14 protein-coding genes are annotated in these 21,131 nt (G+C 44.6%); 10 read left to right on the top strand and 4 right to left on the bottom strand.

Annotated elements, in window-relative coordinates:
- The first annotated feature begins 14 nt into the window (after nucleotides 1-14).
- Nucleotides 15-1,229, top strand: a complete 1,215-nt coding sequence (gene fabB, locus ACXAGK_RS16565; RefSeq protein WP_118493712.1) for a beta-ketoacyl-ACP synthase I — start codon at nucleotides 15-17, stop codon at nucleotides 1,227-1,229.
- Nucleotides 1,230-1,346: 117 nt separating this feature from the next.
- Here fabB and ACXAGK_RS16560 read toward each other — a convergent pair whose 3' ends face one another.
- Nucleotides 1,347-3,068 carry a serine hydrolase domain-containing protein gene (locus ACXAGK_RS16560; protein ID WP_474857072.1) on the bottom strand — a complete coding sequence of 574 codons (1,722 nt, stop codon included), beginning with the start codon at nucleotides 3,066-3,068 and terminating at the stop codon, nucleotides 1,347-1,349.
- A 354-nt stretch (nucleotides 3,069-3,422) separates the two neighbouring features.
- Here ACXAGK_RS16560 and ACXAGK_RS16555 point away from each other — a divergent pair, with 354 nt between their 5' ends.
- Nucleotides 3,423-4,037 (top strand): Pr6Pr family membrane protein, encoded by a 615-nt coding sequence (locus ACXAGK_RS16555; protein ID WP_474857071.1) that lies wholly within the window; start codon nucleotides 3,423-3,425, stop codon nucleotides 4,035-4,037.
- Nucleotides 4,038-4,338: 301 nt separating this feature from the next.
- Here the strand turns inward: ACXAGK_RS16555 and ACXAGK_RS16550 are convergent, their stop codons facing one another.
- The 3 genes from ACXAGK_RS16550 to ACXAGK_RS16540 form a co-directional block, all read right to left on the bottom strand.
- On the bottom strand, nucleotides 4,339-4,812 hold the full coding sequence (locus ACXAGK_RS16550) for a (2Fe-2S)-binding protein (RefSeq protein ID WP_071951887.1): 474 nt from the start codon (nucleotides 4,810-4,812) through the stop codon (nucleotides 4,339-4,341).
- A gap of 3 nt (nucleotides 4,813-4,815) precedes the next feature.
- The gene (locus ACXAGK_RS16545) at nucleotides 4,816-7,140 is read right to left on the bottom strand and encodes a molybdopterin cofactor-binding domain-containing protein (RefSeq protein ID WP_474857070.1); all 2,325 of its coding nucleotides are present in this window, start codon (nucleotides 7,138-7,140) and stop codon (nucleotides 4,816-4,818) included.
- A 287-nt stretch (nucleotides 7,141-7,427) separates the two neighbouring features.
- Nucleotides 7,428-8,117, bottom strand: a complete 690-nt coding sequence (locus tag ACXAGK_RS16540) for a Crp/Fnr family transcriptional regulator (protein ID WP_474806045.1) — start codon at nucleotides 8,115-8,117, stop codon at nucleotides 7,428-7,430.
- Between the two features lie 189 nt (nucleotides 8,118-8,306).
- Here ACXAGK_RS16540 and ACXAGK_RS16535 point away from each other — a divergent pair, with 189 nt between their 5' ends.
- From ACXAGK_RS16535 to folC, 8 genes are all read left to right on the top strand, one after another.
- Complete coding sequence (locus tag ACXAGK_RS16535) at nucleotides 8,307-9,062, top strand: class II aldolase/adducin family protein (RefSeq protein ID WP_474806047.1); 756 nt, start codon at nucleotides 8,307-8,309, stop codon at nucleotides 9,060-9,062.
- Nucleotides 9,063-9,298: 236 nt separating this feature from the next.
- Entirely contained in the window at nucleotides 9,299-10,507 is a 1,209-nt protein-coding gene (locus ACXAGK_RS16530) for a 4-phosphoerythronate dehydrogenase (protein WP_474857069.1), read from the top strand.
- Between the two features lie 29 nt (nucleotides 10,508-10,536).
- Complete coding sequence (locus ACXAGK_RS16525; protein ID WP_474857068.1) at nucleotides 10,537-11,553, top strand: aspartate-semialdehyde dehydrogenase; 1,017 nt, start codon at nucleotides 10,537-10,539, stop codon at nucleotides 11,551-11,553.
- Between the two features lie 544 nt (nucleotides 11,554-12,097).
- Nucleotides 12,098-16,795: a FimV/HubP family polar landmark protein gene (locus tag ACXAGK_RS16520; protein ID WP_474857067.1), complete on the top strand. Its 4,698-nt coding sequence runs from the start codon at nucleotides 12,098-12,100 to the stop codon at nucleotides 16,793-16,795.
- 203 nt (nucleotides 16,796-16,998) lie between these two features.
- Nucleotides 16,999-17,793: a tRNA pseudouridine(38-40) synthase TruA gene (gene truA / locus ACXAGK_RS16515; RefSeq protein WP_474857066.1), complete on the top strand. Its 795-nt coding sequence runs from the start codon at nucleotides 16,999-17,001 to the stop codon at nucleotides 17,791-17,793.
- A 27-nt stretch (nucleotides 17,794-17,820) separates the two neighbouring features.
- The gene (locus ACXAGK_RS16510; protein ID WP_474857065.1) at nucleotides 17,821-18,633 is read left to right on the top strand and encodes a substrate-binding periplasmic protein; all 813 of its coding nucleotides are present in this window, start codon (nucleotides 17,821-17,823) and stop codon (nucleotides 18,631-18,633) included.
- A gap of 281 nt (nucleotides 18,634-18,914) precedes the next feature.
- Entirely contained in the window at nucleotides 18,915-19,760 is an 846-nt protein-coding gene (gene accD / locus ACXAGK_RS16505) for an acetyl-CoA carboxylase, carboxyltransferase subunit beta (RefSeq protein ID WP_118493756.1), read from the top strand.
- The gene (gene folC / locus ACXAGK_RS16500; RefSeq protein WP_474857064.1) at nucleotides 19,760-21,091 is read left to right on the top strand and encodes a bifunctional tetrahydrofolate synthase/dihydrofolate synthase; all 1,332 of its coding nucleotides are present in this window, start codon (nucleotides 19,760-19,762) and stop codon (nucleotides 21,089-21,091) included. Before accD ends, folC begins: the two co-directional genes overlap by 1 nt.
- The last annotated feature ends 40 nt before the right edge of the window (nucleotides 21,092-21,131 follow it).

Raw genomic sequence — 21,131 nt, 5'->3', positions numbered from 1 at the left:
GCAAAGGGTAAACTATGAGAAGAGCAGTTATCACCGGTCTTGGTATCGTATCAAGCATCGGCGTAAATAAAGAAGACGTACTTGCTTCACTAAAAGCGGGTAAGTCTGGAATTACATTTTCAGAACAGTTCGCCGAAATGGGCCTTCGCAGCCAAGTTTGGGGCGACATCGACATCGATTTGAAAGAGCACATCGACCGCAAAGCTATGCGCTTTATGGGCGATGCGGCAGGCTACGCGTACGTAGCGATGCAACAAGCCATTGCAGACTCTGGTTTAGAAGAAAGCGACATTTCAAACGAGCGCACAGGTATTATCGCAGGCTCAGGTGGCGCGTCTTCTGAAAACCAAGTGCTTTCTGCCGATATTCTTCGCGAAAAGGGCGTTAAGCGTGTTGGGCCCTACATGGTTCCTCGCTGTATGGCATCTACGGTATCAGCTTGCTTAGCGACACCGTTTAAAATTCGCGGCGTGAACTATTCAATTGCCTCTGCCTGTGCAACCAGTGCCCACTGTATAGGTAACGCGCTAGAGCTTATTCAGCTTGGTAAGCAAGACGTAGTATTCGCCGGTGGCGGTGAAGAGCTACATTGGTCACTATCAAGCCAGTTCGACGCTATGGGCGCACTAAGTTCTAAATATAACGACAATCCTGCTGTGGCATCACGAACTTATGATGCAGCACGCGACGGCTTTGTAAGTTCTGGTGGCGGCGGTATGGTTGTTGTTGAAGAACTTGAACACGCACTAGCACGCGGCGCAAAAATCTACGGTGAAGTAGTAGGTTACGGTGCTACATCAGATGGCTTCGACATGGTTGCACCATCGGGTGAAGGCGCAATTCGCTGTATGAAGATGGCGATGCAAAATATCGATGCGCCTATCGATTACTTGAACACCCACGGCACGTCTACGCCTGTAGGCGATGTGAAAGAACTTGCGGCGATTCAAGAAGTGTTTGGCCAAGCGGGCGTACCTATTAGTGCAACAAAGTCACTGACAGGTCACGCATTAGGTGCAGCGGGTGTAAACGAAGCTATCTATAGCTTGTTGATGATGGAAAATAACTTTATCGCGCCATCAATTAACATCGACACGCTAGACGACGCAGCACAAGGCTTAGATATTGTTACCGAAGCACGTGAAGCAACGCTAAACACAGTGATGTCAAATAGCTTTGGCTTTGGCGGCACTAACGCAACGCTGGTTATGCAGCGTTATAATGGCTAGTCAAAGCAGCTAGGAACAGAAAATTTTTAGCTTCATTTTAAGAAGCTTGAAAATAAAAAGGGCGTAAACCTGAACACCTTGAGTGTTTGTGTTTACGCCCTTTTTTATTGTAGACACTTATCGCTTTCTAAAATAAAGATTGCGCACACGGCCGTTAGATATTTTGAAGCCATTCACCTCACCGTGAACATCGCGTTCAAATAGGATATCGCCAACTTGTGAGCTAAAAAAGTCACCTTTGACTGGCGCAATATAATGGTCGCTCAAACGGTGATGAGAAATTTTCAGCTGTTTATTTTCTGGTGAAAAGTGATAAGTGGAAGAAAGTTCAGGGCTGAAGTAACTGCCGGCGAATTGCGATAACCAGGTTTTGGTTATTTTGACTGGTGTATAGGCAACCGACACATACGTATCGACATTGTCTACTTGCACGGTCATTAATCTTTTCTCATCGCTTTCAGTAAAGCTAACATAAACCTCTCCCTCTACATTCAGCATTTTGAAGGTGTTTTCGCTGATAGGAGCGAGTTCGCTTACGTTGTCTTCCCCTCTTGAATACATTAGTTTCCCATTTCCTAAATATATTTCTCTTGAGTACGTTTCTGGTTCATACCAATAGTGACCCACATAGGCTTTGAGTGTGTCTTCATCTAACACAAGAAAATGAGATTTTTCTTTAGGTGAGATTGACTCTAGAAATGCGTCAGCAATCGCGTTCTGAGGGGGAGGAGTATTTGTCTCTAGAAGCCTGTCAGCAATTTGTAGAGCCAATTCCCATGGCCTTGCATCTGCGCCATTGTTCAATATTGCTATTGCTAAATTTTGTTTAGGGAATCGAGCTAAATACGAACGAAATCCTGCGTCTCCGCCGCTATGCTGAATATATTTCGTACCTTTGTAGTTGCTAATAAATTGCCCATAGGCACCACCAAATGTTTCTCCATTGTTTAAGGACGCAAGGGTATTCATTTGCTCGATTATAGCAGGGCTACCCACCGTCGGTTCGGTGAAATTAGCTGACCATTTCAGCAGATCTTCTGCGGTCGTAAATAAACTGGTTGCACCTACATTTGAAAAGTTCAACACGCTTTTTTTGTAACCATTGCCGTTACGCTCGTATGAGTAGGCCCTATTGCTAACGATCTTTTGATGGTCGTCGTAAAACAAGCTGTTACTCATATTCAATGGCGTGAACAGCCTTTCTTGCGTGAATTGAGCAAAAGATTTACCGCTAACACGTGCAACAACCTCTGCTAATAGTGTGAACCCGGTATTTGAGTACAGAAACTCTTCTCCCGGTTTGAAGTTTAGCTCTTTTTGTCGCGCTACTATTTTCAGTACGTGTTCGGTAGTGATTACGTCATCTAATCGCCAACCAGCCATACGCAACAAATTCCATTGATCTCGCATGCCGCTTGTATGTGATGCTAAGTGTCGTAAAGTTATTGCGTGACCAAAATCCGGCACTTCTGGAATGTATTGTCGTATGTCGTCATCGAAATTTAACTTACCTTCTTCAGCAAGTAGAAGAATGGCGAATACGGTAAATTGCTTAGATACGGATGCAACGTGAAACATAGTTTCTGGCGTAACAGGTATATCGTACTCTAAGTTCGCACTGCCATAACCTTTTGAAAATATAATCTCTCCATCCTGCAGAACTGCAACTGAGGCTCCTGGTTTATTAATATCATCGAATTGGGTAAATAGTCGGTCAAACTCGATAGTTTGTTGTGACGGGCTATTAAGAGGCTTTTCTAGTTTTGGGGGAGGTTGGCAGGCGAATAAACCAATCAATAGTAGAAAACTAATGACTAGACGGGCTGCGAATTTAGACATTTTAACGATTCCTTGTTATCACTTATTTCCAATTTTTTCCGACGAAGGGCAAACGTCAATACACTGCACAAAAACGCAAAAGCTAGTCACAGAAAAAGGTTAGAGTAAAGTTGTTTTAATTTGCAGGCAAACATATTTTCTATTAACTACACACTGACGAAAATGCTATTACACTTGTTCTTTTCACTTTGACTTGGTTGCTATTTCCTATCATTTGCTAAATATACTAAGTTTATTACGGAGTAATTTAGTATCAGTTGGCCTAAAAAGTAGTTTCCTTTTTTAGAGTTTGATTAGTTTAATATTTGAGCCCTAATTATTTGGTAGAACCTTCATTCTTCGAAAGGACTTTAAATGGATTTTGTTCTTTTTTTAATTACAGCATTGGCACTAATAATTAGCCTTATAAGAGAAATTAGGAAACGAGGCAGCGACAGCATAGGCGTTGTAGTCTGGAAATATTTTAGCTATTACACAACACTTTCGAACCTTCTTGTCCTGATTTGGTTCGCTGCTTTGACTTTCTGGCCTGAGCAATCAGTTGCTCAGTTTGCTAAAAGCCCGAATGTAGCCACTGCAGTTACTTTTTATATAGTTACAGTTGGTATTGCTAACTACCTTATCTATGGATGGCTTAAACTTTCATTGTTTGAACGTATTTCAGATTTATTAGTCCATGCCGTTACACCCGTAATCACACTTGTGTACTGGATTTTCTTTGTAGAAAAAACGCTGCTTCAATACGCTGACTTAGGCTATTGGCTCATTTTTCCGCTGACTTATGCCGCGTATACAATGTCTCATGGGAAATGGACAGAATTTTACCCTTACGAATTTACAAATGTTCAAGCGTTAGGCCTTAATAGAGTTTTATTAAATGGATTAGTATTATCTATTAGCCTCCTTGTTGGCGGCGCTCTATTTATATTTTTGGGAAAACTCTTGGCAAGTTATAATAGTGCACTTTAGCCGCTTGTTCTGAGCGTTGGGGATCTTATACATGGGCTACGATACTTCGTTTCTAATTTTAGCTCACGCGTTATCGACCATTTGTTTGGGGGGGAAGGTTTGCTGCTTGACTTAAAAGGCTTGTGAGGCCCCTGTGTACGTGAAGCAACCCTCCAACTAAAAGCAGGTGAAATTCCTGCAATTCGCTTTAAGCAGTCTACAAGACGACCAACCCTACAGGCGAAATACTCAGATTAGATCTGAGCTTATACAAATTAAGGTGTTCTTTTCAGCCCAACCCGTTTTCCAATAAATTAGCCTCTTATGTCGTCTGCTGAATCAAAGCTGCAGCATGTTTAATGGCTTTTCGAATCCTATGATAGGTACCACAGCGACAGATATTGTCGCTCATAGCTTCATCAATGTCATCATCGTTGGGATTGGGATTAGACTCCAAGAGTTTGACGGCGGTTAAAATTTGTCCTGCCTGACAAAAACCACACTGAGCGACATCTTCGTTTATCCATGCTTCTTGCACCGGATGCAGAATGTCATCGACCGCAAGCCCTTCAATAGTGGTTAGCGATGCACCTTCCACGTCTTCCATCGGAACAATGCATGGGCGGACTAGCTCACCGTCTTTAAAGATAGTGCAAGCGCCACACACGCCAACACCGCAACCATATTTTGGGCCAGTAATACCAAGTCGATCACGCAGGAGATACAGGAGCTCATCGTCGTTTTCAGCATCAATAGAAACCGGGTTATTGTTAACATTAAATGTAATTTGTGGCATGAATTATCCCTCTGGATAGAAGTCACGAAGTGGAAAACGACGTGGTGCAATGCCCGTCGCCCTGGCAAATGCGTTGGCTATCGCCGCTGCCGCTGCAGGAACTACCAACTCGCCTGCACCTCCCGGTGTTTCTCCGTTAGGCGGCATAAAATGCACTTCAATATCCGGTGGCGTGTTGCGCATTCGAGCAATTTCAAAATCGCCGTAACTGCTTTCGCGTATGGCGCCATTGTCGAGGTGTAAACTGGTGCGGATCATGTAGGTAATGGCATCGGTTGCCGCACCGATAACTTGCGCCTCAAGGCCGGTTGGATTCAATACTCGGTTCACATCCAGCGCGACAACAATCTTGGTGACTTTACATTCTTTCTCCGGATCTTTGAACGTTTGTAATTCAACAAGCACTGCGGCTCGAGACTTATACTCTTTATGCAACCCGAGGCCCTGGGCACGTCCTTTTTTCATACTCCTTCCCCAATTGCCCTCTTGAGAAACTTTTCGCAGAACAGCTTTAGAGCGTTCATCATCCAGCATTTGTAACCTGAACTGGTATTCATCCTTGTTCATTGCGCGAGCCAACTCGTCAACAACTATCTCGTTTGCGACGGCAGCAGTGCCAGAGTAGATGCCGCGCCAAGAGGAGGTTGGCACAACGAATTTTTTTTCGTTTAGCAGCAAGGAAGTTACACCAAACTTATATTGCACCAGTTGCGTTGAGTGCCAGATTGTCTGGCTGAAAGCAGCGGGCGCTAATTCTCCTCCCAATGCAGTAATACCGTCGCCAAAGCCATGTTCGAGATCCAATTCAGCGGTCGCAGCGCGATGGTCAAACGACAACACTTTTTTGCCAATTAAAAAACCTCTAGTGTAAGTCGCTTTTACGTTATGCAAGCTGAGCGGTCTTGCGCGTCCAAACTTTGTGTCGTCCTGTCGAGTAAACATAAGTTTGATGGGTCGGTTTACAATTCGTGAAATACGCGCGCCTTCAACTGCTGCATCAAAAAATAAGCGACGGCCAAATGAGCCGCCGCTCTGAATTACATTCACCTCGACTTCAGTGGGTAAAACTCCAAGCTCGCGCGCAATTTTGGCTTGTGCTGCAAGTGGCGTCTTGGCGCCAGTCCAAACCCTTACCTTTGAGCCGGTTGCATCGGCAAGTGCTGTCATGGTTTCCATGGGGGCATGTGCCAAATAAGGAAAGATGAACTCGCCGCCAACCGAATCGGTAGCCAGAGGAATATTAGGTAAGGTTGGCAGGTTTATCGCACGTAACTGCTCAATGACCTCGGCGTCAGATAGATTTTCGGCAGCACCCACACTCCATGAAATATTAAGAGCATCACGCGCACGAAATGCTTCGCCAAAGGAACGCGCAACAACTGCCACGCCAGAGGAATTTGCATCAACATCCAGCGGAACTTCTCTGATGGCAAGGACACCGGGCAGGCCTATTGCCTCAGAATCGTCAAACGTGATCACGCGACCACCTAAGCTGGGTGGCCTAGCGACCACAGTGGGCATCGCATCTGGTACTACGTCGAGATCCATCGCGAAATCTAGTTTGCCGGTAACGATATCGCGCGCGTCAACCCGCTTTTGCTGCGTACCGATAATTTTGTATTGTGACGGATCTTTAGGCTGTGCCAATCGAGCGGCATCGTTGCGTCCTTCAACACCTGCGGTAAGCGCAGAATAAGCAATACGGCTGCCATCGTTACCAATCGCATAGCCATTTTCTGTACTAATGTCGTTCACAGAAAGCCCGAAATGCACTGCGGCTGATAATTTTATCTTATGTAACAGGGCTGCTGCGACTTTGCGCAGCGGATCCCAAAGAGAGGTTATGGCGTGAGAGCCCCCTGTAATTTGACCAGTCGCTCGTCTGATTTCTGCCGGAGATAAAGTCGCATCAATGGAGGACATTTCAACGTCCAGCTCTTCGGCAAGAATCATCATTGCAGCGGTTAATATACCTTGCCCCACTTCCATTCGTGGAAGCTCAAAACGGACGCGGTTATCACTCGTTATCTTAATTAAATAATCGTAGTAGAAAGGGTCACCGGAGATGAGCAGCAGGTCTGTTAAATCCAGTTCATCTGCAAGCTCCGGTATTCCTAACAACTGGGCGTTGGCACCCTGAGGACGAAGAGCACCGCCGGTTATATGTAACGCAACGGCAAAACTTGAGCCCTTGAGCATGTAACCAATAAACTTTCTTCGTCCGACGTTTTCTGCCTCGACAATGTGTTCTTCATCACTATCGGATTGATCATGTATCTGTGAGGAGGTAATCGTGTCTACTTGTTCTGCATGGTTGCTTTTTGTCATAAATTCTCCGTTACAGTTCAAGACCTTCGATAGCTAACTTAACCTTAAGAAAAGTCGTTTATTTAATTCAGGTAATTGCAGCTTGCTAAACACCTGTTAACGAGATGTTATCATAAAGTATAATTTATTAAACATTAATAATAAGTAATACTAAGTAGGGGTTTTCCTTTATATACGGAGCATGTTTTCTGTGAGTTGGATAGTTGAAGAGAATTCGTTTGAGGTATTTCATCTATCTGATCTTCATGGGCGGAGTCTACCAACACCAAAGCGGCTATAAATTTCGGTCAAATAAACTGGTAACGACTAAACAAAGTATCTGGCTCGGGAATAGTGATCTTTCCATAATGCCGTTTCAGCAAACCTTCACTTTCAAGCTCGCCTAAAAGCTGATTAACCGTTTGCCTACTACTATTTATCATTTGCGCCAAAGACTCCTGCGATAGGGTAAGTGTAATCGCGTTGTTTTTAGGTAAATGCTGACCATAGCTGGTGGTAAGCATCAATAGCCTTTTTACCAGCTGATGCTTAAGGCTAAGCCCCGCACTTGAGTCGATAAACTGAAACGCACTGCGCACACGCGTGCATAGAAGGCGAGTAAAATGAGGATACAATTCTGGATACTGTTCAAGTAACGCCTTAAACGCGTTTTTTTGAATTATAGCAACGACGGAGTTTGTCTCACAGAAGTTGTCGTGAGTACGGGGGAGGTCGTCAAACATGGATATTTCACCAAACCAGGTGCCGGGCCCAAGTAACGCAAATAGCATTTCGCGGCCGTCTACACCTACCGTAACAACTCTTAAACGGCCTTCGCACACACCATAAAAACCTACACCGTCTTCACCTTTGGCATGCAGTTGTTGCCCTGCTTTTAAATGCTTAAGGCGCATCTTTTCGAACATGGCTTCCTGTAAATAGGGCGGCATCTCGCTAAACCACGTAGAGCTAGTCAGAACAGGTTTAAATTTTTCCATTTAACAAATTTCTTACAATGTCGTATATCCGACAGTGTATAGCAATTACTGCGCGTAATGTAGGCGGTAAGAGAAAGTAAATGGAAGTTTCATTGAATCGCTTAAGGTGAGGAGTCTTCAGAAAAGGGCTGACAAGCCTAAATCGACAAATCTCAATGGAATCATTTTAGATATAAAAAGAGTAAAGCTATGACAGATTCAGTAAAGTCGAAAGTTAGCAGTGAAGAATGGCAAACCCGTGTTGACCTTGCCGCGTGTTACCGCGCAGTTGCTATGTATGGTTGGGACGACCTTATTTTCACTCACATTTCTGCCCGTGTTCCTGGGCCTGAACATCATTTTTTAATTAACCCATACGGTTTAATGTTTGATGAAGTTACGGCATCCAGCCTAGTAAAAGTTGACCTTAACGGCAATAAGGTGATGGAAAGCGAGTACGATATTAACCCTGCGGGTTTTACTATTCACAGCGCTGTTCATGAAGCACGTGATGATGCCAAATGCGTGTTGCATTTGCATACAGCAGAAGGCGTGGCGGTATCTATTTTAGAAGAAGGGTTGCAGCCTTACTCGCAGCAGTCCCTTTTTCCACTAGCGTCCCTTTCTTATCATGCCTATGAAGGGGTGGCGTTAAATCCAGAAGAAAAAGCGCGGCTGGTTCGCGACCTAGGCGATACCCAATTTATGATTTTGCGCAATCACGGGCTCTTAACCTGTGCAGACAATATTCCCGATGCATTTTTGTTTATGTTTATCATGCAGCGCGCCTGTGAAATTCAGCTTAAAGCGCAGGCCACAGGTAAGCCGTTGATTCCAATTCACTCGGCAATTCTAGAGGGAATTCGTGCTCAAGCCGAGCAAGTTACTAGGCAAGCGGGTGGTTCACTTGCATGGCCAGGTATTAAACGTCGCGTTGAGCGTCGCTTCCCTGGATACGATAAGTAACTATTAAAAGTTAACGTTATCCAATACCACGATCGCAAAGGGTGAGATGGACAAAAAGCGCGAGCTAAAGCGCTTTGCTTTAAGAGTTTCCGTTTTAAAAGGTTGTATAAACTTCGGCCGTCTCTTTGATATGGCGGCCAAATGTGCATCAAAATGACGTAAATTAAGCCAACCACCGACAAGATAAATAAGGGCGCTAGGTTACTAAAAGCCTAACTTAGGGTACACTTAGCGCCATGAAAATACTTCTTGAAGATACCATTCCGTTTGGCACCGATTACCTTAATAGCGTAGGTCAAGTTGAAACCTATGCATGGCAATCTCTTGTGCCTGAAATGTTGCGCGATGTAGATATTCTTGCGCTGCGTTCTACCACTAAGGTTACTCCTGAACTGCTTACCAGCGCTAATAAGCTTAAGTTTGTGACTACCGCAACGGCAGGAACCAATCATCTAGATAAAATACATTTGGACAAGGTCGGTATTGCGCATAGCAGCGCTGCAGGCTGTAATGCCGTTGCGGTTGCCGAGTACGTATTGAGTGTTTTATTGCATGCACAAAAAGCCCAAAAGCTCGACTTGTACAATGCGAAAGTAGGTATAGTAGGGGCCGGTAACGTGGGAAGCGCGCTATCACGTATTCTAACGGCAATTGGTGTTAAACACTGTCTGTACGACCCACCGCTACAGCAAGCGTTAGCGCGAGCTGACAAAACGCAGCATAACGGGCAGTCGTTTGTAGATTTAGCACAAATTGCAACGTGCGACGTTATCTCGCTTCATGTGCCTTTCATTAAAGGCGGCGACTATCCCACTTATCAGATGATCGATAAAACTTTTCTGGAAGCGTTAACACCTGATCAGCTGCTTATCAATGCATGCCGGGGCGAGGTTATAGATGAAGAAGCGTTACTAAACCTGCTTCAACAAGAACAGACGCCAACAGTAGTGCTTGATGTATTTGATAATGAGCCTGCCATAAACACAGCACTATTTGACCACGTTTGGTTCGTAACACCACATATTGCGGGTCATTCTGTAGAAGGCAAAGTGCGCGGTACACAAATGATTTACGAGCAAATTTGTGATGTAGTGGGCACAGCCCCAGACAAAGCGCTTAGCGACTTTTTAGAGAAAACTAACCCGATCAAAGCTGCGTTAAATTCGCCAGAGGCGTCGCGGTTGTCGGTTGAAGATCTTACTGCAGTATTTCACAAGGTGTACGATGTCGCTATTGATGACGAAATAACGCGAAACGCTTTTTCATCAACATCAAAAAATAACGAAAAGACGAAATCTGAAGAGGCGAGTACGTTTTCTACACTGCGCAAGCAATACAGAGTACGTCGCGAGTGCAGCGCCTATGCGTTACAATTGCCAAAGAACACCAGTAAACAAATTCAAAACACTTTCACCAAACTAGGCTTTTCCGTTAGTCTGGTTTAGATATTTTCTTATTAGGAGCATAAAGCATTATGTCGCAAGCGTTTGACGTAGCGGTACTTGGCGCCACTGGTTTAGTGGGCCAAACTATGATTGAACTATTAGAAGAGCGAGACTTTCCGGTAAACCGTTTGTATCCTCTTGCCAGTAAACGTTCAGCTGGTAGTACTGTATCGTTTAAAGGCGAAGACATTGAAGTATTAGATGCTGATGACTTCGACTGGTCATTAGTGCAATTAGGTTTTTTCTCAGCCGGTGGAAGCATTTCAGCAAAATTTGCTCCGCTAGCCGCAGAAGAAGGCTGTATTGTAATCGACAATACTTCAGAGTTTCGTTACGAGCCTGATATCCCTCTTGTAGTGCCTGAAGTTAACGCCCATGCACTGGCAGAGTTTCGCAATAGAAACATAATTGCGAACCCAAACTGCTCAACCATTCAAATGTTAGTAGCACTTCAACCAATACAAGAAGCTGTTGGCATTGACCGTATTAACGTGTGTACCTACCAATCAGTGTCTGGTGCAGGTAAAGAAGCCATGGAAGAGCTGGCTAAACAAACTGCGGGTTTGCTAAATGCGCGTGAAGTGAAGTCAGAGTCGTTTAGTCGACAAATTGCCTTTAACGTTATCCCTCAAATCGACGTTTTCCAAGATAACGACTACACCAAAGAAGAAATGAAAATGCTGTGGGAAACCCAAAAAATCATGGGCGACCAAAGTATTTTGGTAAACGCTACTGCGGTGCGTGTGCCTGTATTTTACGGTCATGCGGAAGCCATTCACTTAGAAACACGTTCTCCGATAGATGCACAGCATGTTAAAGAGCTTCTAGCCAATGCACCAGGTATTACCGTGTACGACGGAAATGAGCAGTTCCCAACTCAGGTGAGCAGTGCTAGCGGTAACGACATTGTGCACGTGGGCAGAATTAGAAACGACATTACACACCCTTGTGGCTTAAATTTGTGGGTGGTTTCTGACAATATCCGTAAAGGTGCAGCAACAAACAGCATTCAAATTGCTGAAACGCTAATTCGCGATTACCTGTAAATACTTCAGCAGAGGTTCTGCCTTTGATTAATCGGGTAAGCACAGGAAAAGGTAAACATTTTTCTGTGCTTGCCGATACGCAAAATAAGCAGGATGTTTAGTGCGATGTAAAAAATGCGTCTGTTGCACTGTAAAAGAGATAACGTGTGTAGCGAATTTAGTGTTCTCGACGCGATGGTAAGATAAATCTCGGGACATTAAACAAGCAGCATTTAGCAAAACTTTAAGCATTAGATTAGACCAATACTACTGTCTAACTAGATCACCCTTAATAACTGGTTTATAGTTTGTAGGGTTAGGAACAGAACAACGTTAAAAACAATAGTCAGTCAGACACTTAGGCGAAGAGTAAGAACTCTAAAAAGCGCAAACAAATCTTACTGCCAGGGTCATATTAGACTGAAAAACGCTAGCTTGACGATTAATGGTTTCAAGGTGGCTTCAGAATAAAAATAAAAGCCAATATATTTTTCTGTAGTGATTGGCTAAAAAATCCGCCCATACTACCGGGTGGTAAAGACGCTTGAGGGCATATAGGACTGCTATGAAATTGCATTTGACGGGCTTACTTTTACTCACATTATGTTTGTCTGGCCCTATAATCACTGTTGATGCACAAGAACGCGCTACCTTCTTAAAAGGTCCTAAAGACGCAACTGATCAATATTCGGGTCTAGAGTACGGACCTATTGATGCTAACGATACCCTTTGGCGTATTGCCGAGCGCTATCGCCAAAATAATAACCTGAGTGTTTATCAGGTTATGACCGCTATTTATGAACTCAACCCCAACGCATTTGAAAATGGCAACTTAAACTTGTTAGTAGATGGCGCGATTTTGAAGCTGCCGTCTGAGCGTTATATTGCCAGAATCGACAAACAAAAAGCACAAATGCGAGCTGAGCAAGACGATAGGGCATTCGCTGAAACGCTTAACAAGCCTGGTAGCAGCGTAAGGAATATTAAGCCAGCATCCCCGTTAGTCAACCAACAAGACCTCACTCAAACGCAAACTGACATTGAGCAAAAGATCACCCGTTTAGATCAGGAACAAACCCGTCAGTTTGACGAACTGCGTATGCAGTTTGCCGCCTCACTAGAAAATGTTGAAGCAATTCTCAACGAAAACAGACGCTTGTACGAGCGTGTTGAGGCCGTTAATGGCGAACTAGAAACCTTACGTGGTCAAGTGGAAGGCGATGTTAAGAGCCAACTAGATATGCAAGTGGCGCTTCAGCAAGAATTGCTCGACATGATTAAAGCCGAGCAAGCGCAGCGTGAAGCCGAGAAACAGTCTTCGTTTTTAAGCGCGCTTACCAGCCCATTAAGCTTGATCATCGGTTCTGCAATTCTGTCACTCTTGTTAGTAGGTGGCCTAATCATGTGGCTGCTGAAACGCAACAGCAAGCCGGAAGAGGCGCCTGCACCTGGCCCTACTATTACGGCAGATAACGACGAAGTACCCGTACCTGATGCTGACATTGATGACCTTTCAAGTGCGTTAGCACCTGACTTCGATGACAAAGCGGAGTTGTCAGATGATGATTTGTTCAATGATGACGACCTACTTGATGACGTTCTGACTTCAGATTTAGAAGAAAGCCTTGATGACGAGCTAGAAACCTTTGCTGACCTTGAAGATGATATGTTGGTGCCAGACGATGGTGGAGACGATCTGTTCGAGGCTGGTGATGATGAGCTTGACCAGAGCGAGTTAGACAGCTTGTTTGATGATGATGACCTGTCAGACAAGGTGTTAAATGACAAAGACGCAGATGACCTAGAAGGCTTTGACCTTTCAGGTGATGACGACATCTTTGATGAAGATACCCCAGATGATAGCGAGTCTGAAGCATCGGCTACTGAAGAAGCTGTATCAGTAGATGACGACGATTTTGATATTGATGACTTGCTTGACGATGTACAAAGTCAAGGCACCGAAGAACCTGAAAGTGATGAACTCAATGAGTCAGGTGATATTGACCCTGATGATATCCTTGCTGAGGTTAACGGAACAGCCGATTCTGAAAACGTCGACGAAGACGATATAGACGCCTTGCTTGCAAGTTCTGTTGAGTCGGTATCAGAGGCTGAAGAGGGCGAAGAAAGTAATGCATCTTTACCGAATGTAGAAGATGAAGACGATAAGCCAGAGATAAGCATTGATGATTTGCTTGAAGAGCATGGCGTTGATGCAGGCCTTACCGATGAGCTAGATAGTAACGATGACCTTATCAATGAGGACATGCTGAGTAAGCTCGACGATGAGATAAATCAGCAAAACAACGAAATAGATAAGATCACCGACGATTTGCTTAACGAAATAGAGCAAATTGAAATGATGGGTGGTTTAGGCGAAGAAGATGACGAAGACGATATTGAAGATGAAATAATTACATCGGCACCGTCACCTCAATCTATCCAAAGCCTAGATGCTATCACTGATGATTTAGATGAAATAGTCACCGACGAAATAGAAACAGACGCTGATTTCAGTGATCCACTATCCGACGACCTTATCGCGGAACTTCAGGCAGAAGACGAACTTGCGGAAGAGCCTTCAGCGGATGGAATGCCTGAAGATGTAAACAATTCAGCATTAGATGAACTTGATGAGCGTGATGAAAACACTTCAAGTGAGTTACCTTCTCAAGCCGAGGATGATGGGGATTTTGAGGACCCGTTTACTGACGAGTTGCTCGCTGAACTTGAGGCCGAGCTGGAAGGTGAACCAGAAGTTAGCCCAGATGCTAATCCGGACGCTCACGATGAAGATACCGATTTAACTCTTTCTGAAAGTGAAGAAAACGAAGATGACTTTAGCGACCCTTTAACCGATGAGCTTCTCGCTGAACTAGAAGCTGAGGAATCTAAAACCAGCGAAGACGTAGATCAGCTAACTGACGAACTGCTTTCCGAACTTGAATCTGAAATAGAGTCTGAAAATGACACTGATGCAGATTTTAATGTTGAAGACGAAACCGTTACACAACCTGAAGAAATAGAACCAGCGCTAGAAGAGCAACCTGAATTAGGCACTGAACTAGAGCCCGAGCAAGATGCCGATATAGAGTCAGAACAAGAGCCTGAATTAGAAGCAGAACTTGAATCTCAGCCCGAGCCCGAAGCAGAACTCGAATTCGATACTGAATCAGAAGAGGGCGAGTTAGCACCAGAAGATAAGGTAGAGGCCGAGGCGCAGCAAGAGCTGGGCGCTGAAGCAGAGCCTGACCAAGATGCCGATATAGAGTCAGAACCAGAGCCTGACCAAGATGCCGATATAGAGTCAGAACCAGAGCCTGAATTAGAAGCAGAGCTAGAGTCTCAGCCTGATCCAGAAGTAGAACTAGAGTTTGATACTGAATCAGAAGAAGGTGAATTAGCACCTGAAGAGAAGGTTGAGGCGGAAGCTGACGCTGATAGCGAGCTTAATGATAATGTAGAGCCACAGCCAGAGCTAGAGCCAGAAGCGCTGCAAGAGTTAGGCACTGAACTAGAGCCCGAACAAAATGCCGATATTGAGTCAGAATTAGAGCCGGAGCTAGAATCAGAGCTAGAGTCTCAGCCTGAGCCTGAAGCAGAGCTCGAATTCGATACTGAATCAGAAGAAGGCGAATTAGCACCAGAAGACAAGGTTGAGGCGGAAACTGACGCTGTTACCGAGCTTGAAGAAAACGCCGAGCCAGAACTAGAGCCAGAAGCGCAGCAAGAGTTGGGCACTGAAGTAGAGCCTGAACAAGATGCCGATATAGAGTCAGAATCAGAGCCTGAGTTAGAAGCAGAGCTAGAGTCTCAGCCTGAGCCCGAAGCAGAGTTGGAATTCGAGGAAGAAGCAGAGGCTGAAATAGAGCCGGAATCTGAACTCGAAAGTGTCAATGAAAGCGCCGAGAACAATACGGGAAGTGATGCAGACGATCCGTTAGATGACGCCATCGAAGCGTTTGAAAAGCAAATGTTGGACGACATCCCTTCTTTCGGTGAGATAGAGCCTTCAGCTGAAGAAAAGCCCTCAGCGGACGAAAAGTCTTCAGCTGACGAAAAACCTTCAGCTGACGAAGAGCCTTCCGCTGAACAAGAGCCTTCATCGGATGATTTTGCCCAAGATGAATCACCGGCAGAAAAAGACAGTGATGATTACGACGACAGTCTGTTAAATGAAGCATTTGATGAAATCGACAGCTTTGAACTTGAGCAAGAGGTCGACGGCGTTGATAAAAGTGAGCAGCAACTCGAAGACTCTGGTAGCGCTGAAAAAGTGGGTTCAGCCGAAGAGCCAGGCTCAAGCGAGATTGGCTCAGAAGACAGTAAAGAAAAAGAATTCAACAAACTTGATGACGTGCCTGGTCTTGACGATTGGTTGTCAGGGGCTGACGAAGACGATGCTGTTGACGACAACGAGATACTTGATGACTTAGACAGTGCTGAGTTTGATGAACTTCTTCAGAGCCTTGAGTCTGATGATGCCGTAGATGCAAGCGACATTGAAAGCGAAGATACACAAGAGTCAGTCGCCGAAAATGATGAAGATACGTTCGAACTTGAACAGGAAGCTGATGACGAGGCCACGTTTGAGTTGGAAGAGGATGTCGCTGACAACCTTGAACCAAATGAAGGCGATGATACCCTCGAGCTAGATGAAAACGACGAAACTTTTGAGTTAGATGATGGCGACGACATAGAATCAGCGAAGGATGATAACGAAGAAGAAACTTTCACCCTTGAAGACGATGACTCGGAACCAGCGTTAGACGACCTCGACATTCCAGATGATGTAGACTTAGATATCGCCACGCCTACGGAAATTGAAGAAGACCAGCAGGGTGCAGAACTACCTGAGCCCGAAAAGGAGCAAGAGGAAGAGCTGAAGCTTGATAATCCTGATTTGGATTTAGCAGCTTTACTGAGTGATGTCGATGGTGAAAGTGAGTCTCAAACGCCATCCGAAGATTTTCTTGATGTAGAAGCGCTGATGGACGATGGCGACGACTCTGATGAAGTTGATCCAGATAGCCAAGCGCTCGACCTCGATGTGAGTTTATCTGACTTTACTGGCGTTTCTGACGAAGACACGGTAATAGATATAGATAAAGATGCGGGGCAAAACGCCAATTTAGATTTGGCTCGTGCATACATTGAAATGGAAGATGCAGATGCTGCGAAAGAGTTGCTTGAAGAAGTAATGAAAGAAGGTAGCGAAGAACAGAGACAGGAAGCGGCCTCAATCCTACAAAAAATCACCTAATTCACTTGTAGGAGTGGGCGAAAGCCTGCATTGATAGTCGTATTGAGCGGCCTGTATATTGATAAGATATACAGGCCGCTTTTGATTTCACTAACTTGCATTTATTTGCCATGCAGTAGCTGGGCTTTGATTATAAGCAGCATTGCATGTTGTAAGCGAGATGACTACACTTAGCGCCTTTTAAGAAACGGGGTAAAACTGATATGGGGCGAATTGCCTTAGGGATTGAATACGACGGTGCTGCAGTTTACGGTTGGCAACGCCAGCGCGAAGTACCGAGTGTTCAAGAGCATCTTGAAAAGGCACTATCGACAGTAGCCAACCAACCTATTGAAGTGCAATGCGCTGGACGCACTGATGCAGGTGTGCACGCAACTGGACAAGTGGTTCACTTCAGTTGTGATGCTCCACGTTCAGAACGAGCTTGGACGCTTGGGGTTAACGCTAACCTTCCAAACTCTGTTGCTGTTACTTGGGCGAAGAACGTAAGTGATGATTTTCATGCTCGTTTTTCAGCTACCCACCGCCGCTATCGCTACGTCATCCATAATGCAAAAATGCGCCCAGCAATTTTGAACTCGGGCGTTACCCACATTCATCGTGAATTAGACGAGAAGAAAATGCACCTTGCCGCCCAAGCGCTATTGGGTGAACAGGACTTCACGTCGTTTCGTGCAGCGTTGTGCCAAAGTAAAACGCCGTTTCGCAATGTGACGGATGTAAGTGTGTATCGCCAAAATCGCTATGTGATTATAGATATCCGTGCCAATGCCTTCTTGCACCACATGGTTCGCAATATCACTGGCGCGCTTGTTGAAATTGGGGCAGGAGAGCAAGATGTAAATTGGATTGCTCACTTATTAAGCCTAAAAGATAGAAGTAAATCTGCAGCCACGGCAAAGCCAAATGGTTTGTATCTGGTAGATGTCACTTACCCTGAAGAGCATAACTTGCCTAAAGGGCCCTTGGGACCACTGTTTCTGCCAGATTGCACATAGCACTGTCGATGTATACAAGGAAGTATTGTGACCACGTTTCAATTTTTATCAAAAACTTTTGGTTTGTTATTGTGTTTAACGGCATTAGAGTGCAGTGCCGATATAAAAGATAAAACCCCTAGCATACGTTTCGCGGTTAACACACCAGGTGCTGCCCCATATTTATATTATGATGAGAACTCAAAACGCTATGAAGGCATAGTCGTCGATTTTTTTAACTCGGATGAGCTATCGAATCAGTTTCGTATCGTTTATTTGGACTCGAATCGTGCTAGAAGCGAAGATTTATTAAAATCGTCATCGATAGATTTGTTTTTATCTTCTGAAAGTTGGATAAGTAAACCGAACGACTTTCTGTTTAGCGAAGAGTTGATAAAGCATGACAGCTATATCTACTCAACTTCAAATTTTGAAGGGCCATTTGCGCCCGAGGAAAACTTATCTTCTAGTATTTGTACTAGATACGGCTTTACTTATCCCGTTTTACAGCAGTTCTTTGGGACAAAAGAAGACAGCATTCAGAGGGTTGACTCTAGTAGCCAATTTACAATGACTATGATGATGTCGAAAGGACGCTGTGACTTTGCGATAATGAATGAACACAACGCGCGTGCTGTTATGTTTAACAAGGTGTTTTGCTCTTCAGAATTCTATCAGTCTCCTAACATTGTTAGCCGGGTTCGTTTAGTGTTTGTTATTCGTTCTGATTTAAACTCTCTCAAAAATAAAATAGATAGTGCGCTGAAGCACTTTGTCGAAAGTGGACAACGGCAACTTTCGCTAGAACGTCACTCAGGTGTTAATCGGTTTCCAAAACTTACATGTCACGGTGCTCCTTGAAACCAACATTCTATGAATCTCGTCAATGATAATTTAAGTAAAAGCCAACAGCGGTTAGCATTACTGATATCGACTGCCAACTTCTAAGACCAGTTTTGTTTTTTCCATTTCGTTGTATTGTGGTCTAATAGCGCGCTATATTAGGTAGCTGTTCTATTGTGTTACGTATTTTCTCTTTGTAATACAGTATGAAACTTAAAAATTTAATGCGTTGTTGACCACAAGTATGAATAAACATTAATCGTCATGGTCGGCAAACAAAAACAAAGGATTCAATTTCCATGAGCTGGATTCAAAAAATTCTTCCTCGCACGCAAACTTCACACAAAGGTAATGTGCCAGAAGGTATCTGGACAAAGTGTGGTTCATGCCAAGCCGTGCTGTATAAGAGCGAACTGGAAAAACTTCAGGAAGTTTGCCCTAAATGCGACCACCACATGCGAATTACTGCACGCCGTCGCATCGATGCGTTTTTAGACGATGGCGATCGCGTTGAGTTAGGTGCAGAGCACGAGCCGCAAGACGTACTTAAGTTTAAAGATTCAAAACGCTACAAAGATCGTATTGTTGCTGCGCAAAAGTCGACTAACGAAAAAGATGCGCTAGTGGTAATGCAGGGCAAGCTAAAAGGTATGCCTGTAGTGGTTGCATGCTTTGAGTTTGCGTTTATGGGCGGCTCAATGGCATCAGTAGTAGGTGCTCGTTTCGTTGCCGCTGTTAATGCATGTTTAGAAAATGATATGCCGCTTATTTGCTTTAGTGCAAGTGGTGGTGCGCGTATGCAAGAAGCGCTTATGTCACTAATGCAAATGGCTAAAACATCGGCTGCCCTAGCTAAGATGAGCAAAAAAGGCCTGCCTTATATTAGTGTACTGACCGACCCAACAATGGGTGGTGTATCTGCAAGCTTGGCAATGCTTGGTGACGTAAACGTAGCAGAGCCAAAGGCGCTTATTGGCTTCGCGGGCCCTCGCGTAATCGAGCAAACAGTAAGAGAAAAGCTGCCGGAAGGTTTCCAGCGTAGTGAATTCCTTGTTGAGAAAGGTGCAATTGATATGATTGTTGACCGCAGAGATATGCGTGATAGATTACACAGCCTGTTGGTTAAGTTGCATTACAAGAATTAGTGAATAACGAAAACAATCTAAAACCTGGCTCAGTGCCAAATACAGAAGGCGCAAAGGCGCCTTCTGCTTCGCAAAAAAGCCTGAGCCAGTGGTTATCCTACCTAGAATCTATTCATCCTAGCGCCATCGATATGGGGCTAGACAGAGTGAAAGAAGTGGCTAACGCCATGGCATTATCGCTCAGTCAGTCGTTGGTTATTACCGTCGCAGGAACAAATGGGAAAGGCACAACTTGCCGCTTGCTTGAACAAGCCATGTTATCGCAAGGCAAAAGTGTTGCGGTATACAGCTCACCTCATCTAACCGATTACCGTGAACGGGTGCGTTACAATGGCGAATTACCGCCTGCCAGTGAATTTGTCGATGCTTTTGAGTTTGTAGAAAGTGCGCGAAAGAGCAATGCTGACGAACCTATTACCTTAACTTACTTTGAGTTTGGTACGCTGGCTGCAATGAAAATGATGCAGTCATGGGCTGTTGATGTGGTCATTCTTGAAGTAGGCCTAGGTGGACGATTGGATGCCACCAACATTATTGATCCCGACCTTGCTGTTATAACCACTACCGATCTTGACCATCAAGATTGGCTTGGCAATACTCGCGAAAAAATCGCTCGAGAAAAAGCGGGGATAATGCGCAAAAACGGTAATGCAGTGGTTGGAGAGCTGTTTCCACCATCATCACTTTACGATGTAGCAAGCGAACTACAAGCTAACGTACGATGGGCTACACAAGATTTCGAAACAGTAGTAGCAAGTGATTACAGCGAGTGGAGCTGGAAAGGGAAGAGCAATAGTTACACGTCGCTACCTTATCCTAAAATCCCTGTACAAAATGCGAGCACGGCATTAGCAGCACTTGAGCTGCTAGATTTGCTGCCCGAAGAAAGCGTGGTTAGAGACATTATCGAAAACACCACCATGCCAGGTCGTCAACAGACAATTAGCGAATCGCCTCTTGTCGTTGTAGATGTTGCCCATAATCCACAAGCTACGACAGCTATGCAAGATTGGCTAAATCGTTACGACGTTAGCCAGATGCGCGTTGTTGTGGGTATGCTTAAAGATAAGTCAATTGCTGAAACCTTGGCGCCTCTTTCAGGGCTTAACGCCAAGTGGTACTTAGCGTCAACAAGTGGGCCGCGAGGTTGCAGTGCAGAAGTACTTGAAAATGCACTTGTTAATGCCGGCACAACCATAGAGAATATAGATACGTTTCAAGACGTGACCTCAGCATATCAACGTGCGCTTGCAGATTATCAAACTGGTGAACTTATTCTCGTTTTTGGTTCTTTTGTTACCGTTGCAGACGTACTCGCTGAGCAAAACTAACACGCGCATTGTAAGAAAAAACGTGTATTCAAGCAGGAGA

The sequence above is a fragment of the Alteromonas sp. ABM1_013 genome, from assembly GCF_056160505.1.
The sequence above is the reverse complement of the archived record's forward strand: the minus strand, read 5'-3'. Positions and strand labels throughout refer to the sequence as shown.

Coding starts and splice junctions, on each gene's coding strand:
- fabB (WP_118493712.1), top strand. CDS start 15: ATGAGAAGAGCAGTTATCACCGGTCTTGGTATCGTATCAAGCATCGGC.
- ACXAGK_RS16560 (WP_474857072.1), bottom strand. CDS start 3,068: ATGTCTAAATTCGCAGCCCGTCTAGTCATTAGTTTTCTACTATTGATT.
- ACXAGK_RS16555 (WP_474857071.1), top strand. CDS start 3,423: ATGGATTTTGTTCTTTTTTTAATTACAGCATTGGCACTAATAATTAGC.
- ACXAGK_RS16550 (WP_071951887.1), bottom strand. CDS start 4,812: ATGCCACAAATTACATTTAATGTTAACAATAACCCGGTTTCTATTGAT.
- ACXAGK_RS16545 (WP_474857070.1), bottom strand. CDS start 7,140: ATGACAAAAAGCAACCATGCAGAACAAGTAGACACGATTACCTCCTCA.
- ACXAGK_RS16540 (WP_474806045.1), bottom strand. CDS start 8,117: ATGGAAAAATTTAAACCTGTTCTGACTAGCTCTACGTGGTTTAGCGAG.
- ACXAGK_RS16535 (WP_474806047.1), top strand. CDS start 8,307: ATGACAGATTCAGTAAAGTCGAAAGTTAGCAGTGAAGAATGGCAAACC.
- ACXAGK_RS16530 (WP_474857069.1), top strand. CDS start 9,299: ATGAAAATACTTCTTGAAGATACCATTCCGTTTGGCACCGATTACCTT.
- ACXAGK_RS16525 (WP_474857068.1), top strand. CDS start 10,537: ATGTCGCAAGCGTTTGACGTAGCGGTACTTGGCGCCACTGGTTTAGTG.
- ACXAGK_RS16520 (WP_474857067.1), top strand. CDS start 12,098: ATGAAATTGCATTTGACGGGCTTACTTTTACTCACATTATGTTTGTCT.
- truA (WP_474857066.1), top strand. CDS start 16,999: ATGGGGCGAATTGCCTTAGGGATTGAATACGACGGTGCTGCAGTTTAC.
- accD (WP_118493756.1), top strand. CDS start 18,915: ATGAGCTGGATTCAAAAAATTCTTCCTCGCACGCAAACTTCACACAAA.